The organism is Streptomyces sp. NPDC111606 (genome assembly GCF_055656945.1).
Genome location: NZ_JBVKBY010000012.1, coordinates 184,264 through 199,841 on the forward strand (window position 1 = coordinate 184,264; position 15,578 = coordinate 199,841).

Consider the following 15,578-nt stretch of genomic DNA (forward strand, 5'->3'; position numbering starts at 1 on the left):
AGGGGGTCGCGGGCCGTATGTCCGCACGGGCGAACCTAGTTCGCGCACGGTGGCTCGTACGACAGCCGAGGCAGGTACTCGTGCCATTTCTCCCGCGTCAGCACGCCCTGCGTGGTCGCGCAGACGCGGCTGATCGCCTGGTCGACGTCCAGGTTCCACAGCCGGACGGTGTCGGTGCCGCTGGAGACGCCGAGCATGTGGCTGGTGGGGCTGAACGACAGGAAGTTGCCCGTCGTGGCGTTCGGGCTCATGGCCTGGCCGATGGCCGAGGCGTCGGACGGGCTTGCGACGTTCCACAGCCGGACCGTGTTGTCATTGCCGCCGCTGGCCAGATAGCGCCCGCCCTTGCTGAACGTCAGGGAGACGACCGCTTCGGTGTGGCCGGTGAGGGGGTCCCCGTGCGGGGTCGCCCGGCTCGGGTCGGTGACATCCCACAGCCGCACGGTGTCGTCGTCGCTGCCACTGGCGAGCGTATGGCCGTCCGGACTGTAGGCGAGCGCGTTGACGGGCCCGCTGTGACCGGTGAGCGGCGCCCCGCGCAGGGTGGGGCGGCGCGGGGCGGTCACGTTCCACAGCCGGATCGTGTCGTCCGCGCTGCCGCTGGCGAGCGTACGGCCGTCCGGGCTGAAGGCCAGGGAGTTGACGTAGCCCGCGTGCCCCTTGATCGGTGCGCCGAGCGGCACGACATGGGCGGGGTCGCTGACGTTCCACAGCCGGATGGTGCGGTCGTCGTAGGCGGTGGCCAGGATGCGCCCGTCGGGGCTGTAGGCCAGGCTTCGCGGGCCCGCGAAACGGGTGTGCAGGGTGAGGGGCGACCCGGACAGGACCGGTCGGGCCGGGTCGGTGACGTTCCACAGGTACAACGCCCGGTGCCCGGTCCGTACGGCGAGGGTGCGGCCGTCGGGGGAGAACACCATCGAACGCTGGTAGCCGTCCGCGGGCATAAACGGTGTGCTCAGGGACACGGGCCGGCCGGGAGCCGACACGTTCCACAGCCGGATCCGCCCGTCGCGCGCGGCCGTGGCGAGGACCTTCCCGTCCGGGCGGAACGCCCCGCTGCGGCCCATCATGTCCGCCGTCGGGATCGACCACAGCCGGACCTTGCTGTCGCCGCTGCCGGTGGCGAGCGTACGGCCGTCGGGGCTGAACCCGAGCGCGTACATCTCCCCGCTGGCACCCGCGAGCGGCTCGCCGACCTGCGCGGGATACGCCCGGTCGCTGATGTTCCACAGGCTCGCGGTGCTGTCCGCGCTGGCGGCGGCGAGCATGTCGCCCTCGGGGTTGAAGGCCACCGACCAGATGGGGCCGGTGTGCCCGGTGAGCGGTGCGCCGAGCTGCCGGCCACGGCGGGGGTCGGCGACGTCCCACAGCCGGATCGTGTCGTCCGCGCTGCCGCTGGCGAGGGTGCGGCCGTCCGGGCTGAAGGCGACGGAGTGCACCAGGTCGGTGTGTCCGGTCAGCGTGGAGAGCACCTTCGGCCGGTCCGGTTCGGCCACGTCCCACAGCCGGATGGTGTCGTCGTCGCCCCCGGCCGCCAGCGTCCTGCCGTCCGGGCTGAACGCCACCGACCGCACCGCGGCGCCGGCCCCGGTCAGCGGCTCGCCCAGCGGCTCGGCCCGCTCCGGATCGGTGACGTCCCACAGCCGTACGGTCCGGTCCTCGCTGACGGAGGCGAGGGTACGGCCGTCCGGGCTGAAGGCGACCAGGTAGATCGTGGCGTCGTGCCCGGTCAGGGGCGCCCCGAGCGGCCGCGGCCGGCTCGGCTCCCGTACGTCCCACAGCCGGACCGTGCCGTCGTCCGAGGCACTGGCGAGGGTGTTGCCGTCCGGGCTGAAGACGGCGCTGCTCACCCAACTGGTGTGCGCGGCCAGGGGTTTGCCCAGGGGCTTGGGCCGCTTCTGGTCGGAGACGTCCCACAGCCGTACGGTCCGGTCGTAGCTGGCGGTGGCCAGGAGCCGTCCGTTCGGGCTGAAGGTGGTCAGGTAGACGGCGCCGGAGTGGCCGCGCAGGGGCGTGGCCAGCGGGGCGTTCACGATCGATATCAGCCGGCTCCTGGTGTCCTCGTCGTCCGGGCGCAGCCGGTGGGCCACCAGGTCGAGTTGGGCGGACAGCGACGGGTCGGTGTACTGGAAGCGGTCGGCCTCGGCCAGCACCTGCGCGTACACGGCGTCGTCCCGCTGCTGCCAGGCGACCACCGCGGCCCCGACGGCCACCATCACCAGCGCGACCAGCGCCGCGACCGAGCTCCGCATGATCCAGACCGTCCGCCTGCGCAGCCTCACCGAGGCGGCGAGGAACTCCACCGCACCCCGGGTCAGGAACGTGTCCCCGGCCGACCGTGCCCAACTGTGGGCCTGCTCCAGCCGGGACCCCCGGTACAGCAGCGACGAGTCCCGCGCGGACTCCGCCCAGGCCCGGCCGTCCTCCTCCAGCCGCTGGCGCAGCAGATGGCCCTGCCGGTCCTCGTCGATCCAGTCCCGCAGCCGCGGCCAGGCATGGAGCAGCGCCTCGTGCGTGATCTCCACGGTCTCCGCGTCCAGCGTGACCAACCGGGCCCGCACCAGCGCCTCGAGCGACTCCTCCGTCTTGTTCGGGTCCGTCGACTCCTTCGCCAGTTGCCGCCGCGTTCCCCGCCGCCGGGTCGTCTGCGTGTCCTCGCCGAGCCGGACCAGCCTGAGCAGCAGCAGCCGCGCGGCGGTACGCGCCGCCGGATCGAGGCCGGACCAGGCGCGCTCGGCGGTGGCCGCCACGGCCCCCTGAATCCCGCCGGCCGCCCGGTACCCGGCCATGGTCAGCCGCCCCGCTTTGCGCCGCTGCCAGGTGGCGAGCAGCGCGTGCGACAGCAGCGGCAACGCCCCCGCGTCATGCGTCCCGCGCGGCCCGTCCGCACTCACCTCCCGCACGATCAGCTCCGCCAGCCCCGGCTCCAACTCCAGCCCCACAGCCTTGGCCGGCCCGGTCACCGCCTCCCGCAACTCCGAGGCCGTGAGCGGCCCGAGCACCATGTGCCGGTGCTGCAACGCGTCGGCCAGCTCCGGGTGCCCGAGGCACTGCTCGTAGAAGTCGGCACGGATACCGAGGACGACGAGGACGGGCGGGGGGTCGCCGGGCTCGGCGGGGGTGCAGGCGGCGTGGAGGAGCTGGACGAAGGTGCGGCGGTCTGCGTCGTCGGGGCAGAGGGTGAAGGTCTCTTCGAACTGGTCGACGATGAGGACGGGTGGGGTGGTGGGGTCAGTGGGGCTGAGAGAACTGGCGGCGGTGGTGCCGGAAGAGCGGTCCTGGTCGGCGTCGGCGTTGGCGTCGGCGGCCTCGCGCCGGGCCCAGGCGAGGACGGCGGCGCGTGTGCGGCGCCCGAAGTCGGCACGGAGCTCGTCGGCGCCGTTCTCGTCCCCGTCCTCCGCCCGGTAGTCCGAGCCCTCCACCTCCGCCGACCGGACGACATCGGCAAGTTCCGGTATACGACGGGTCAGCTCGGCCAGCGGATCGGCGCCCGGCACCAGCTGCACCACGGCGCCCGCCGGACCGCTGCCACCCGCCCCGCCCAGTGCGCCGTTGCGCAGGGCAGTCACCAGACCGGCGTTCAGCAGGGAGGACTTGCCGGCCCCCGAGGCACCGACGAGCATGACGAGACCGCCGGTTTTCTCCACGGCACGGAGCTGAGCGACCAGCGCGTCGGTACTGCGCTCCCGCCCGAAGAACCAACGGGTGTCCTGCTGCCGGTACGAGGCCAGCCCCCGATAGGGACACACCCCACCGGACACCGCAGGCGCCTCGACCGGAGCCTGGGGATCCTCCTCTTCCCCGGAGGTCGCCCGCTCCCACAGCCGCTGCCACTGACCCAGGTCGTACAGCCCGGCGGACACGGGCGCGGGCCGCGCGCGGCGCGCCTGCGGAACCAGAACATGCAGTACGGCTGACAGCGCGGCGAATTGGGCAGGCACGTTCTTGGCCCGGCGCCAGTCACTGATCCGCTGAGCGGACACCCGTACGGGACGCCCCCGCTCATCGACCCGCTGCAGCCGTACGACCGCGTCGGCCACACTCTTGAGCGGCGGATTGCCGGCCTCCTTGTAGAGCAGCGCGAGCCGTTCCGCAAAGGCTGTGCGCGCCGCCGAGTCGGAACTCAAGCCCTCCACTCCCTTACTCCGCCGCTGCTCGGCCCACCTGGTCTTCCGGACCGGAAAACTCACTTTATATGGCTGACCTGCGGCTAAGTCGGCGTCCGGAGACCGGAAGCTCCTCTCCGGCACCCTCGACTGGCAGGATCACGACGCACTTGCGCATCCATCGCGCGACGCCCAGGCAGGCCACCAGCCCATAGCCCGGAGAGACCACTCATGGCGCCGCATGTTCTCGGACACCTTCGACACGATCCGCTTTCGCAGGAACTACGAGCCCTCGACGCCACCACGGTCCAGCTCGACCCGCACTGACCCGCCAACACGGCGCGTCCCCACGGGTCGACACCTCCTCGCCGTTCGGCACCGGTCCCCACGAGGGGAGGGACCGGTGCCGGACGACGCGGCTGATTGGCGGGCGGGTGCCTGAGTGAGCGTGAGTGCGACCTTGCGCTGGATGTGCGCTCGGGCGGCACGGCCGTGCGCTGTTCCGGCGTCGCGAGCGTGGGCACTGGTCCGGCGTGCCATGACCCCGGACGCCATTCGCGCGGTCAGCGCCTGGTCTCGTACCTGGTCAGCAGCACGCTGTCGGGAAACGTCCGGGTCTCCATCAGGCTCAGGTTCACCCAGTTGTCCAGGGCTGTGAAGAACGGCGTGCCGCCGCCCACCAGGACCGGATGGGTGACGATCACGTACTCGTCGATCAGCCCGGCCCGCATGGCGGCCGCGGCGAGTGTGGCACCGGCGATGTCCATGGGGCCGCCGTCGTCGGCCTTGAACCTGGTGATCTCGGTGACCGCGTCGCCGGTGACCAGACGGGTGTTCCAGTCGACCGTGCTGGTCGTGGAGGAGAACACCACCTTCGGCATGTCCCGCCAGCGGCCGGCGTACTCGATCGCCGCCGGTGTGGCACCCGGCTGCTTGTCGGCGGTCGGCCAGTGGGAGCTCATCGTCTCCCACAGCTTGCGCCCGTACAGCGCCAGGCCCGTCGCGGCCACCCGGTCGGACCACCACTGGAACAGCTCGTCGCTCGGCACACTCCAGCCGAGGTCGTCGCCGGGCGCGGCGATGTAGCCGTCCAGGCTCATGTTCATGGCGAAGGTCAGTTTCCGCATGGCGTCAGCCTCCCGTGAGTCGGTATTCGGCGTACAGACCAGCACGGCGCGCAAGACTCATCGGTCAGGGCACACCGAGGACCAGTTGACCACCCCGCCAAGCAGATGCTCCGTCACCGCGGCAGGAAACCGGGCTTCTCCTCTGCCAGGGTGTGGAGTCGATTGAGGTAGTCCTGTGCCGCGGGTTCCGAGCTGTACCGGCACGACCCAGCGACGGCCTCCCCCTCGTGTCGAATGCGGTTGGCCCCCCGTTTGGCCCTAGGGCATGAAAGAGGCCCATTCGCGATTAAGCGAATGGGCCTCTGACCTGTGTCGGGGTGGCGGGATTTGAACCCACGACCTCTTCGTCCCGAACGAAGCGCGCTGCCAAGCTGCGCTACACCCCGATGTCGCTGCTGTCGCGGCGACGTCGTTTACTTTAGCCCACCGGTGGCTGGAGACGAAATCCGGTTTTCATGCGTTGGTGGACGCGGTGGCGGATGGGGTTGGGGCGGGCGTGGTCGAGGGCCACGAGGGCGATGGCCAGGGCGTAGATGGCCAGGCCGATGAGGAGGGCGTTGCCGAGGACGCTCTTGTAGCCGTGCTGGGCCACGTCGAGGAAGGGGTAGAGGTAGCGGGCCGGCGTGCCGGGGACGAGTAGTTCGCCTCGGGTGAAGGTGAACGCCAGGTAGGTGAGGGGGTACAGCAGCCAGATCGCCGCCGGGCGCAGGCGCAGGTGGCCCGGGGCGGTCAGGAGCAGCCAGTCCAGCAGGGCCGCGATGGGCGTCGCCGTGTGCAGGACCTGGGTGGTGATCGCGTGCCAGCCCGTGGGGTCCGCGGCTTCGCCCGTGAGGACGCCGGGGAGCGCGTAGGGGCTTGACTCGTTGGCCAGCAGCACGTGGTAGACGAGGCCCGTGACCAGGGCGTAGAGCAGCGTGGCGCCCGTCAGTGCGGAGGGCAGGGGGCGGCGGGCGGTCCAGGCGCGGCGGGCCGAGAGGACGAAGACCAGGGCCAGCAGGATGTTGGCCTGGATCGCGAAGTGGCTCAGGGTGCGCACGGGGCTGCCGAGGGTCAGTTCGACGGCGACCGCCGCGGCCGCGACCAGGGCGACCAGCAGGCGGTACACGGCTGCCAGGGGGCGGCGGGCGGGGGCCACCACCGCGGTGGCGGGGACGTGGGACGGCAGCAGCGCGGGGATGCCCGGTATCGCGGGGAGGTCCGGGATGTCCCTGGGTATCGGGGCTGTCATGCCCTCACGCTAAGCAGGATGGGCAAAACGGGCGATACGGGTGGTCCGTGCGGGTTACGCCGAGCGGCCGGATGGCTCCACCTCGACCCGTACTCCGGCCCACCCCGCCCCTTACTCCCGCCCCACCCGCATCACCAGCCCCTACTCCCGCCCCACCAACGTCAACAACGTCGCCTCCGGTGGGCAAGCGAACCGGAACGGCGTGTAGCGGTTCGCGCCGCAGCCTGCCGAGACGTGCAGGTAGGACGTACGGCCCTCGGCCGTATGCGTGGACAGGCCCTTCACGCGGTCCGTGTCGAGGTCGCAGTTGGTGACCAGGGCGCCGTAGAAGGGGATGCAGAGCTGGCCGCCGTGGGTGTGGCCGGCCAGGATCAGGGGGTAGTCGTCGGCCGTGTAGGAGTCCAGGACGCGCAGGTACGGCGCGTGCACCACACCCATCGCGAGGTCGGCGGCGCCGGACGGGCCCCCGGCCACCCGCTCGTAGCGGTCCCGCTTGATGTGCGGGTCGTCGAGGCCGGTGAGCTCCACCGACACGCCCTCGACCTTCAGCGTCCCGCGCGTGTTCGTGAGGTTGAGCCAGCCCGCGGCGTCGAAGCCGTCGCGCAGGTCCTCCCAGGGGTTGTGGATCGCGCCGACGGCGGGTGCGTTGCCGTTCAGGCCGTGGCGGCCCTGGGCCTTCTCCAGCAGGTAGCGGGCGGGGTTGCGCAGCTTCGGGCCGTAGTAGTCGTTCGAACCGAAGACGTACGCCCCCGGGAACTGCATCAGCGGACCCAGCGCGTCCAGCACCTCCGGCACGCCCTCCGGGTCGGAGAGGTTGTCGCCGGTGTTGATCACGAAGTCCGGGCGCAGGCCCGCCAGCGAGCGCAGCCAGCGCTGCTTCTTGCGCTGGCCGCCGACCATGTGGATGTCGGAGACCTGGAGCACGCGCAGCGGACGCATGCCCGCGGGCAGGACGGGGACCGTCACCCGTCGCAGGCGGAAGGAACGGGCCTCGAAACCCGCCGAATACAACAGACCGGCGGCGCCAACCGCCGTGATGCCCAGGGGTACTCCGTATCGCGCGCGCATACAACCATCGTGTCAGACCGGCGAAGTCCCCGTACCCAGCCGCCCCCGGTACGGCATCGCCGTGCACGCCCCTTGAAATCAAGGGGCGTTCCCTGCCCCACACCTGCGACAATCGACGCCATGACCACGCTCAAGTCGAAGCTGCAGGAAGACCTCAACGCCGCGATCAAGGAGCGCGACGAGCTCCGCTCCTCGACGCTCCGGCTGACGCTCGCCGCGATCACCAAGGAGGAGGTCGCGGGCAAGGAGAAGCGCGAGCTCTCCGACGACGAGGTGCAGAAGGTGATCACCCGCGAGGCGAAGAAGCGCCGTGAGGCGGCCGAGGCCTTCGCGCAGGGTGGTCGTGCCGAGTCCGCCGAGCGGGAGAAGGCGGAGGGCGAGGTCCTCGCCACGTACCTGCCGAAGCAGCTCAGCGACGACGAGCTGAACGAGATCGTCGGCCAGGCCGTCGAGGAGGCCAAGGCGGCCGGCGCCGAGGGTCCGCGGGCCATGGGTGCCGTCATGAAGATCGTGAACCCGAAGGTCGCGGGCCTGGCGGAGGGCGGCCGCGTGGCCGCGGTGGTCAAGAAGCTGCTCGCCGGCTGACACCCACGGCAGGGCAGCCGGCCCGGCGACGAGCCGGCCCACCCGCCCCGGACGCCTGCCTCGGACGTCCGCTTCGGACGCCCGCCCCGGACGACAGACGGCCCCTGTCCCTTCGTACGACATCAAGTCCTCGTACGAAGGGACAGGGGCCGTCAGAGCCTCAAGCGCCCCGCGTCACCCGCGCCCCCCGGTGCCGTTCCCGTTCGACTGCCCCTGCCACCAGCCCTCGGGGATCGAGAAGGAGGGCGCCGGGGACGCACCGCCGTCCGCGCCGCCATTGTTGCCGCCGCCGTTGTTGTTCCCGCCGCCGATCAGGCCGCCGATGAACTCGTCGCCGTTGTTGCCGTTCCCGTTCTCGTCGCCGTCTTCGTCCTCGTCACCGCGGCCACGGTCCGGCTTGTCCTCCGGGATGTCGACGGTGTTGAAGTTCTCGTCGGCCTTGCCGTCGAGGGCGCCGTTCATCGCGTCGCGCCAGATCGGGCCCGGGACCCGGCCGCCGTAGACCAGGTCGTGGTACTGGCCGCCGATGTAGATGTTCCGCATCTTGACCTTCTGGGTGGCGCTGCCGACCCAGACGGCGCCCGAGAGGTTCGGCGTGTAGCCGACGAACCAGGCGTTGCGGCGCTCGTCCGTCGTACCCGTCTTACCGGCGCTCTGGCGGTTGGTGAGACCGGCCTCCTTACCCGTGCCGGAGTCGACCACGCCCTGCAGCAGGGTGTTGACGGTGTCCGCGGTCTGCTCGGACATCGCCCGCGAGCACGTCGACTTGGGCACCTCGAGCGACTTCTGCTCCCCGCCGACCTTCTGCGAGATCGACTCGATGGCGATCGGCGTGCAGTACATGCCGCGGGAGGCGAAGGCGGCGTACGCGCTCGCCATCGTCAGCGGGGAGAGGCCGACCGAGCCGAGGGTGACGGAGGGGGTCTCCGGGAGCTTGTCGCCGTTGCCCTGCCGGACCTGCAGCTTGTCGGTGATGTTGACCACCGGGCACAGACCGATGTCGGCGACCATCTGCACGAAGTAGGTGTTGACCGACAGCTCCATCGCCTTGCGCAGGCGGTAGGGGCCGCGCTCCGACTCGGCCTCGTTCTCCAGCTTCTCGCCACGCAGATTGGTCCACGGCTTGCTGTCGCACGTCTGGACCGGGCTCGGGTACTCCATCTCGTACGGCGACGGGTATTCCTGCGTCGGCGGGCGCCCCTCCTCCAGGGCGGCCGCCGCGACGAACGGCTTGAACGTCGAACCGGTCGGGAAGCCGAAGTTGGAGCCGCCGTAGGCCGCGTCGACCGAGTAGTTGTACTCGGTCTCGTTCTTGCCGTAGCCGTACGGCTTCGACTGGCCCATGCCGAGGATCTTGCCGGTGCCGGGCTCGACGAGGGTGGTCGCGGCGGCGACCTTGTCGTCCTGGTTGACGTGGTCCTTGAGCGAGGCCTGGACCGACTTCTGGGCCTGCGGGTCGAGGGTCGTCGTGATGGTCAGGCCGCCGCGGTTCCAGATCTTGGCGCGGGCCTCGCGGTTCTTGCCGAAGACCGGGTCGCTGAGGAAGACCTTCTCGACGTACTTGCAGAAGAAGCTGGCGCCCTTGACGGCGGTGATGCAGCCGTTGTTGGGCTTGCTGACCTTCAGGCCGAGCGGCGCCTCCTTGGCCTCGTCTGCCTCCGCCTGGGAGACGTCGCCGACGTCGGCCATGCGCTGCAGGACGATGTTGCGCCGCTTGATGGCCTCGGCCTCGTCGTTGACCGGGTCGTAGCGGCTCGGCGACTGGACGATGCCGGCGAGCAGGGCCGCTTCCTGGAGCTTGAGGTCCTTGGCGGACTTGGAGAAGTAGCGCTGGGAGGCGGCCTCGACGCCGTACGCCTGCTGGCCGAAGAACGTGATGTTCAGGTAGTTCTCGAGGATCTTCTTCTTGCCGAGCTCCTCCTCGACCTGGATCGCGTACTTCAGCTCCTTGATCTTGCGGCCGAGGGTCTGCTGGGTGGCCTGGGCGACCTTCGTCTGGTCGTTGCCGGCCTCCTCGACGAAGACGTTCTTCACGTACTGCTGGGTGAGCGTGGACGCGCCCTCGGTGACGCCGCCGCTCTGCGCGTTGCGGTTGAGGGCGCGCAGGACGCCCTTCAGGTCGACCGCGCCATGCTGGTAGAAGCGGGCGTCCTCGATCGCGACGATCGCCTTCTGCATGTACGGCGCGATGTCCTTGAGGTCGACCACCGTACGGTCGCGCGAGTAGACCGAGGCGATCTGAGCGCCCTTGGTGTCCAGGATCGTGGTGCGCTGGCTCAGTGGCGGCGTCTTGAGGCTGACCGGGAGCTCGTCGAAACTCTCGACCGACCCCTTGGCCGCGAGCCCCAGCGCGCCGACGGCGGGCAACGCGATACCGGCCAGCACGGCTCCCGCGAGCACACTGACACCGAGGAACTTGGCGGCCTGTTGCGTTGGCGACAGACCACCGCCCGAGCGCTTCTTTGGCATGGGGGCAGCCTAAACCGTAGAGATGAGCGAACCGAGGCCCACCGTGCGCGAGCAGAGCTCACTCATGGATGCAGCCCATTCGCCGGACAGGCATGCAGGCGTTGGCCTAAGCTGCTCTCAACTGTCACAGCAGTGCGACCACGTATCAATACGTCCGGCGACCCCGAATCGTTCCGGAGGTTCCTCACTTTTTTGGTGGGGGCGTGTCCGAATCCGCCTTGTGTGTCATCCGGCGTCCGTTGTGACTCAACTGAACTGTCCTGGTTTGCCGGGAAAGTCACGCATGTCGCCAGCTCACTCCCCCGGGTGATCTGCCGCTTACGCATAGTCCGTTCGGGCCATTCAAGATTGGGCCCGAAGGGGGTGTTGCGCTGTGCCCACCTTCCGTAACGTCCTCAACTGGCGGCGGTGAATATGCCGCTGCCGCCGTGGGGGAGCCTCGATTCGGGAGAGGACGGCGCCGGTATGGGCTGGGTAGTCGACTGGAGTGCGCAGGCGGCCTGCCGCACTACCGATCCGGATGAACTGTTCGTTCAGGGAGCAGCGCAGAACAGGGCCAAGGCGGTGTGCACCGGATGCCCGGTGCGCACGGAGTGCCTGGCGGACGCGCTGGACAACCGCGTCGAATTCGGCGTGTGGGGAGGAATGACCGAGCGGGAGCGCCGCGCGCTGCTGCGCAGGCGGCCCACCGTGACCTCCTGGCGCCGGCTGCTGGAGACCGCGCGCTCGGAGTACGAGCGGGGCGCGGGCATCCTGCCGCTCGACGACGACCAGGTGTACGAGGACTTCGCAGCGGTGAGCTGAGGGGGCCAGGGCTGAGGGGACCAGGAGGTCTCCTCCCGGAACTCCCTCAGGTGCCGGCCGCGGGGTCAGGCAGCTCCGGCTTATGGGCCGCGAGTCGGTTTCCGATGTTCCGCAGTCCCGCCAGGTCATGCACATCGCCGGGCAGCGCGGCCACTTCGGCCACGGCCACCTCGGGGTGCAGTGAGGTGAAGCGGTCACGCGTGCGCTGCTCACGAGAGAGCAGCTGCATGCGCTCGGCATGCAGCCTCAGCAGGCCTGTGGTGAGTTGGTCGACGGACCGCTCCACATGCGCCGGGCCCGGCGCATCGGCGCCGGTGGCGGATTGCGGAGTGACGGGCTGCGGCTCGTCCGTGGCTGCGGTGCGCTCCGTGTCGGGGGCGGGGGAGCCTGCCTCAGGAGCGGCGGGGGAGCCTGCGTCGCGAGCCGGTTCTTCGGGAGCCGGTTCGTCGGAAGCGGGCGATTCGGATGCGACTGATTCTGAACTGTCGTACGTGTCAGGGGAGTTACGAAGTCCAGCTTTCCCGCCCTCCTGATCCACAATGCCGGTCTCTTCAAGATTTTCCGCGGCGGCGAGTGCCCGCTCGGCCGACAGCCGGGCGGCGCCGCTGCCGTGGACCCGGTTGAGCACCAGACCGGCGAGCGGCATGTCCTCGGCGGCCAGCCGCTCCACGAAGTACGCGGCCTCGCGCAGCGCGTCCCGCTCCGGCGCGGCCACCACCAGGAACGCCGTCCCGGGCGCCTGGAGCAGCTTGTACGTCGCGTCCGCGCGCGTACGGAATCCGCCGAACATGGAGTCCATCGCGGCCACGAAGGTCTGTACGTCCTTCAGCAGCTGACCGCCGAGCAGCTTGCCCAGCGCACCCGTCATCATCGACATGCCGACGTTCAGGAACTTCATCCCCGCGCGGCCGCCCACCTTGGCCGGGGCCAGCAGGACGCGGATCAGCTTGCCGTCCAGGAACGAGCCGAGCCGCTTGGGCGCGTCGAGGAAGTCCAGCGCCGAGCGGGACGGCGGCGTGTCGACGACGATGAGGTCCCACTCGTCCCGGGCGCGCAGCTGGCCGAGCTTCTCCATCGCCATGTATTCCTGCGTGCCCGCGAAGCCCGCCGAGAGCGACTGGTAGAAGGGGTTGCCCAGGATCGCGGACGCCCGGTCGGGGTCCGCGTGCGCCTCGACGATCTCGTCGAAGGTGCGCTTCATGTCGAGCATCATCGCGTGCAGCTCGCCCTCACCCTCGACGCCCTTCACCCGGCGCGGGGTGTTGTCCAGGGAGTCGATGCCCATCGACTGGGCGAGCCGGCGGGCCGGGTCGATGGTGAGCACGACCACCTTGCGCCCGCGCTCGGCGGCCCGCAGTCCCAGCGCCGCCGCGGTCGTGGTCTTGCCGACGCCGCCCGAGCCGCAGCACACCACGATGCGGGTCTTCGGGTCGTCGAGCAGCGGGTCGAGGTCGAGCACGCGCGTGGGGGACAGGTGAGAGGCGCGCGCGGCGTCGGGCGCCTGGGCGGATTCCGGACGGCTCATGACATCCCCTGCTTCCGACGCTGACGGTCCTGACGTACGACGTGCCGATCCCGCCGCACGGCGTGCCGCTCCCGCCGGCTGAACGGACTCGTGTCCTGCCTGGTGAACGGACTCATGACAGGCCCTGTTCCCGCAGCTTGCCCGCGAGTTCGTACAGGCCCGCCAGGTCCATGCCCTCGGCGAGCAACGGCAGTTCGTGCACCGGCAGCCCCAACTCGTCCAGGACCGCCCGCTGCTCATGCTCCAGCGCGTACCGCTCGGCGTACTCGTCGGCCTGCGCCAGCAGCGGGTCCACCAGCCGCTCGGCGTTCCCGCCGCGCCGTGCCCCGCCGAGCCCGGCGGAGGACAGCGACTTGGCGACAGCGGCACGCGGCACACTGCGTACGAGTTCCAGGTCGGTGGCGTCCAACACCTCGGGCCGCACCATGTTCACGATGATGCGCCCCACCGGCAGCCGCGCGGCCCGCAGCTCGGCGATCCCGTCCGCGGTCTCCTGGACGGGCATCTCCTCCAGCAGCGTGACCAGGTGCACGGCCGTCTCGGCCGACTTCAGCACGCGCATCACGGCCTGTGCCTGATTGTGTATCGGCCCTATCCGTGCGAGCCCGGCGACCTCGTCGTTGACGTTGAGGAAGCGGGTGATGCGCCCGGTGGGCGGGGCGTCCATGACGACACAGTCGTAGATGAACCGCCCGGCCTTGTCCTTGCGCCGCACGGCCTCACACGCCTTGCCGGTCAGGAGTACGTCTCTCAGCCCCGGCGCGACGGTGGTGGCGAAGTCGATCGCGCCGAGCTTTTTCAGGGCCCGGCCCGCACCGCCCATCTTGTAGAACATCTGGAGGTAGTCCAGAAGGGCCAGTTCGGGGTCTATGGCGAGGGCATACACCTCCCCGCCCCCAGGAGCGACGGCGATCTTCCGCTCCTCATAAGGCAGCGCCTCTGTTTCGAAGAGCTGCGCGATGCCCTGCCTGCCCTCGACCTCGACGAGAAGCGTCCGCTTCCCCTCCGTGGCGAGGGCGAGCGCGAGCGCGGCGGCGACCGTGGTCTTTCCGGTCCCGCCCTTGCCGCTGACGACCTGGAGCCTGCTCACGTCTTCGAGCCTAACCAGTCGGTGCGCAAGCTACGCGACAGCCTGTGGACAACGTGACCGCGGTCGGCCGCATGGCCCGCGCCGGGCAGCGGATAAAGTCGGCCACATGACCAAGTGGGAATACGCAAAGGTTACGCCACACACGATGGCATGAGCCAGTAGGTGTCTGACCAGCGACTATGGCAGCAGGAAGCCCCCGCCCATGCGCCACGGGGGAGGGCACACAGACGGGGGCAGTCTCAACACCAGCGCACAGGCTCAGCGTCACCGCCTACGCAGGCCGGACAGGGGCGCTTCTCGGTCCATCGGCAGCGCCGACAGCCCCCGAATCCGCAGCACCCGTCACACCAGATTTCACGGTGTCCGGCGCAGCATCCGCATAGGTCTCCGTGCTTCCAAAGGGACCAGGGTTCTTCCCCGCCCGTTCGTCCGGCGCGTGGTTTGGCAGGTGCGCTCATGTCCGGTGCGCGTGTCGCCGAATCTCCACGTTCAAGTCAGTGACCTTTGAGAGATCCCCGCGCATCCTCGCGTCCGTCCGCTGAACGTCCAGCGCAAGGCATACGTCGCAACCGGTCGTAGGTTCCGGGTCTTGGCGCTGATCCAACGGCAGATCAACCGGCGCGCTCGGATACGTTCTCGGCCTGCTCACGTCTGGCCCCCTCCGTCGCTTCGGTGAGCAGTCAACGACTGAGGCAGCGGGCAACTCCATCAACTTGCATGAGCTTGCACGTGAGTTATTCCGCAGGTGGTCTTGACGGTGCAACAGAGCGCGAGACGATGGCTATGCAAGTCGAAGCAAACCGCGCACTGACGGAGGCTGAGATGGCGCTACGGTTCGTCGGGATCGACCCAGACACTGACCTTGAGCATTGCCCCACCGTGTGGGCGGACGACCAGTCAGGAGAGCTAGTCATTCAAGGCTGGAAGGCAAGCCCCGAACTGCGGGCAGCATGCGAAGTCAACACACCGGCTCGCGGGGCGATCCCGGACAGCGAAGAGGTCATCAGGATTCCGGCGCGCATGGTGCCGATGATCAGGGAAGCGTGCGATGCCGTCGAGCGTTCCGCCGTTCAGTGAGCTACTGGCCAACACCCGCGAATCCGCCGTGCACTTGGAACTCCGCGACGACTACGGCAGCAATCCTCGGCTAGAAGCATGGCAGCGTGGTGAGCGCGTTGACTGGGAGGACCGCGACTCCTGGTGGCACCCGTTCCATCAGACGATTGCGGATGCCGTACAGCGGGGCGTGGCTGTCCGCCGTGCACGCGTCGTCTCAGAGCCTCTCAGCGAGTACATCCGATGGGAGCACTACGTAACGCGCGCCAACATCGCTGCTGGGGAAGAGGTTCGCTGGTTGCCACGCAGAGAGGCGAGCGGATTCCTGGTGCCTGCCAACGACTTTTGGCTGTTTGACGGAAACCTGCTCCGCATCCATCACTTCGCGGGGGATGGCAGCCACGTCACGGATGAACTCAACTCGGACGCCGAGACGCTGAAAATGTGCTCGGCAGCCTTTGAGGAGATCTGGCAGCGCGCAATTCCGCACAGAGAATACACAATCTAGGCACGGCCAACT

General features: G+C 69.6%; 11 protein-coding genes and 1 tRNA gene. 4 read left to right on the top strand and 8 right to left on the bottom strand.

Annotation, left to right across the window (positions count from 1 at the left end; translation table 11 throughout):
- Positions 1–35 precede the first annotated feature (35 nt).
- The 5 genes from ACZ7M7_RS35485 to ACZ7M7_RS35505 all read right to left on the bottom strand — a co-directional run bounded on the left by ACZ7M7_RS35485 (position 36) and on the right by ACZ7M7_RS35505 (position 7,529).
- On the bottom strand, positions 36–4,136 hold the full coding sequence (locus tag ACZ7M7_RS35485; RefSeq protein ID WP_472124175.1) for an nSTAND1 domain-containing NTPase: 4,101 nt from the start codon (positions 4,134–4,136) through the stop codon (positions 36–38).
- 533 nt (positions 4,137–4,669) lie between these two features.
- The gene (locus ACZ7M7_RS35490) at positions 4,670–5,233 is read right to left on the bottom strand and encodes a dihydrofolate reductase family protein (RefSeq protein WP_472124178.1); all 564 of its coding nucleotides are present in this window, start codon (positions 5,231–5,233) and stop codon (positions 4,670–4,672) included.
- Positions 5,234–5,545: 312 nt separating this feature from the next.
- Positions 5,546–5,619: transfer RNA gene (locus ACZ7M7_RS35495), tRNA-Pro, on the bottom strand.
- A 32-nt stretch (positions 5,620–5,651) separates the two neighbouring features.
- Positions 5,652–6,461: a Pr6Pr family membrane protein gene (locus tag ACZ7M7_RS35500; RefSeq protein ID WP_472124181.1), complete on the bottom strand. Its 810-nt coding sequence runs from the start codon at positions 6,459–6,461 to the stop codon at positions 5,652–5,654.
- 141 nt (positions 6,462–6,602) lie between these two features.
- Positions 6,603–7,529, bottom strand: a complete 927-nt coding sequence (locus ACZ7M7_RS35505; RefSeq protein WP_383610485.1) for a metallophosphoesterase — start codon at positions 7,527–7,529, stop codon at positions 6,603–6,605.
- 120 nt (positions 7,530–7,649) lie between these two features.
- Between ACZ7M7_RS35505 and ACZ7M7_RS35510 the strand changes: the two genes are divergently transcribed.
- Positions 7,650–8,114 carry a GatB/YqeY domain-containing protein gene (locus ACZ7M7_RS35510; protein WP_472124184.1) on the top strand — a complete coding sequence of 155 codons (465 nt, stop codon included), beginning with the start codon at positions 7,650–7,652 and terminating at the stop codon, positions 8,112–8,114.
- A gap of 174 nt (positions 8,115–8,288) precedes the next feature.
- Here ACZ7M7_RS35510 and ACZ7M7_RS35515 read toward each other — a convergent pair whose 3' ends face one another.
- Positions 8,289–10,583: a transglycosylase domain-containing protein gene (locus ACZ7M7_RS35515; RefSeq protein ID WP_472124187.1), complete on the bottom strand. Its 2,295-nt coding sequence runs from the start codon at positions 10,581–10,583 to the stop codon at positions 8,289–8,291.
- A gap of 465 nt (positions 10,584–11,048) precedes the next feature.
- Here ACZ7M7_RS35515 and ACZ7M7_RS35520 point away from each other — a divergent pair, with 465 nt between their 5' ends.
- Positions 11,049–11,387, top strand: a complete 339-nt coding sequence (locus ACZ7M7_RS35520; protein ID WP_328425258.1) for a WhiB family transcriptional regulator — start codon at positions 11,049–11,051, stop codon at positions 11,385–11,387.
- A 46-nt stretch (positions 11,388–11,433) separates the two neighbouring features.
- Here ACZ7M7_RS35520 and bagB read toward each other — a convergent pair whose 3' ends face one another.
- Together bagB and bagA are read right to left on the bottom strand one after the other, a co-directional pair.
- Entirely contained in the window at positions 11,434–12,912 is a 1,479-nt protein-coding gene (gene bagB, locus ACZ7M7_RS35525; protein ID WP_427840603.1) for an ATPase BagB, read from the bottom strand.
- A gap of 112 nt (positions 12,913–13,024) precedes the next feature.
- Positions 13,025–14,002: an ATPase BagA gene (gene bagA / locus ACZ7M7_RS35530; RefSeq protein ID WP_472124190.1), complete on the bottom strand. Its 978-nt coding sequence runs from the start codon at positions 14,000–14,002 to the stop codon at positions 13,025–13,027.
- An 822-nt stretch (positions 14,003–14,824) separates the two neighbouring features.
- Here bagA and ACZ7M7_RS35535 point away from each other — a divergent pair.
- Both ACZ7M7_RS35535 and ACZ7M7_RS35540 read left to right on the top strand, forming a co-directional pair.
- On the top strand, positions 14,825–15,079 hold the full coding sequence (locus tag ACZ7M7_RS35535; protein WP_472124496.1) for a hypothetical protein: 255 nt from the start codon (positions 14,825–14,827) through the stop codon (positions 15,077–15,079).
- The gene (locus tag ACZ7M7_RS35540) at positions 15,051–15,566 is read left to right on the top strand and encodes a DUF6879 family protein (RefSeq protein ID WP_472124193.1); all 516 of its coding nucleotides are present in this window, start codon (positions 15,051–15,053) and stop codon (positions 15,564–15,566) included. The genes ACZ7M7_RS35535 and ACZ7M7_RS35540 overlap by 29 nt, the downstream gene beginning before the upstream one ends.
- Positions 15,567–15,578: the final 12 nt, after the last annotated feature.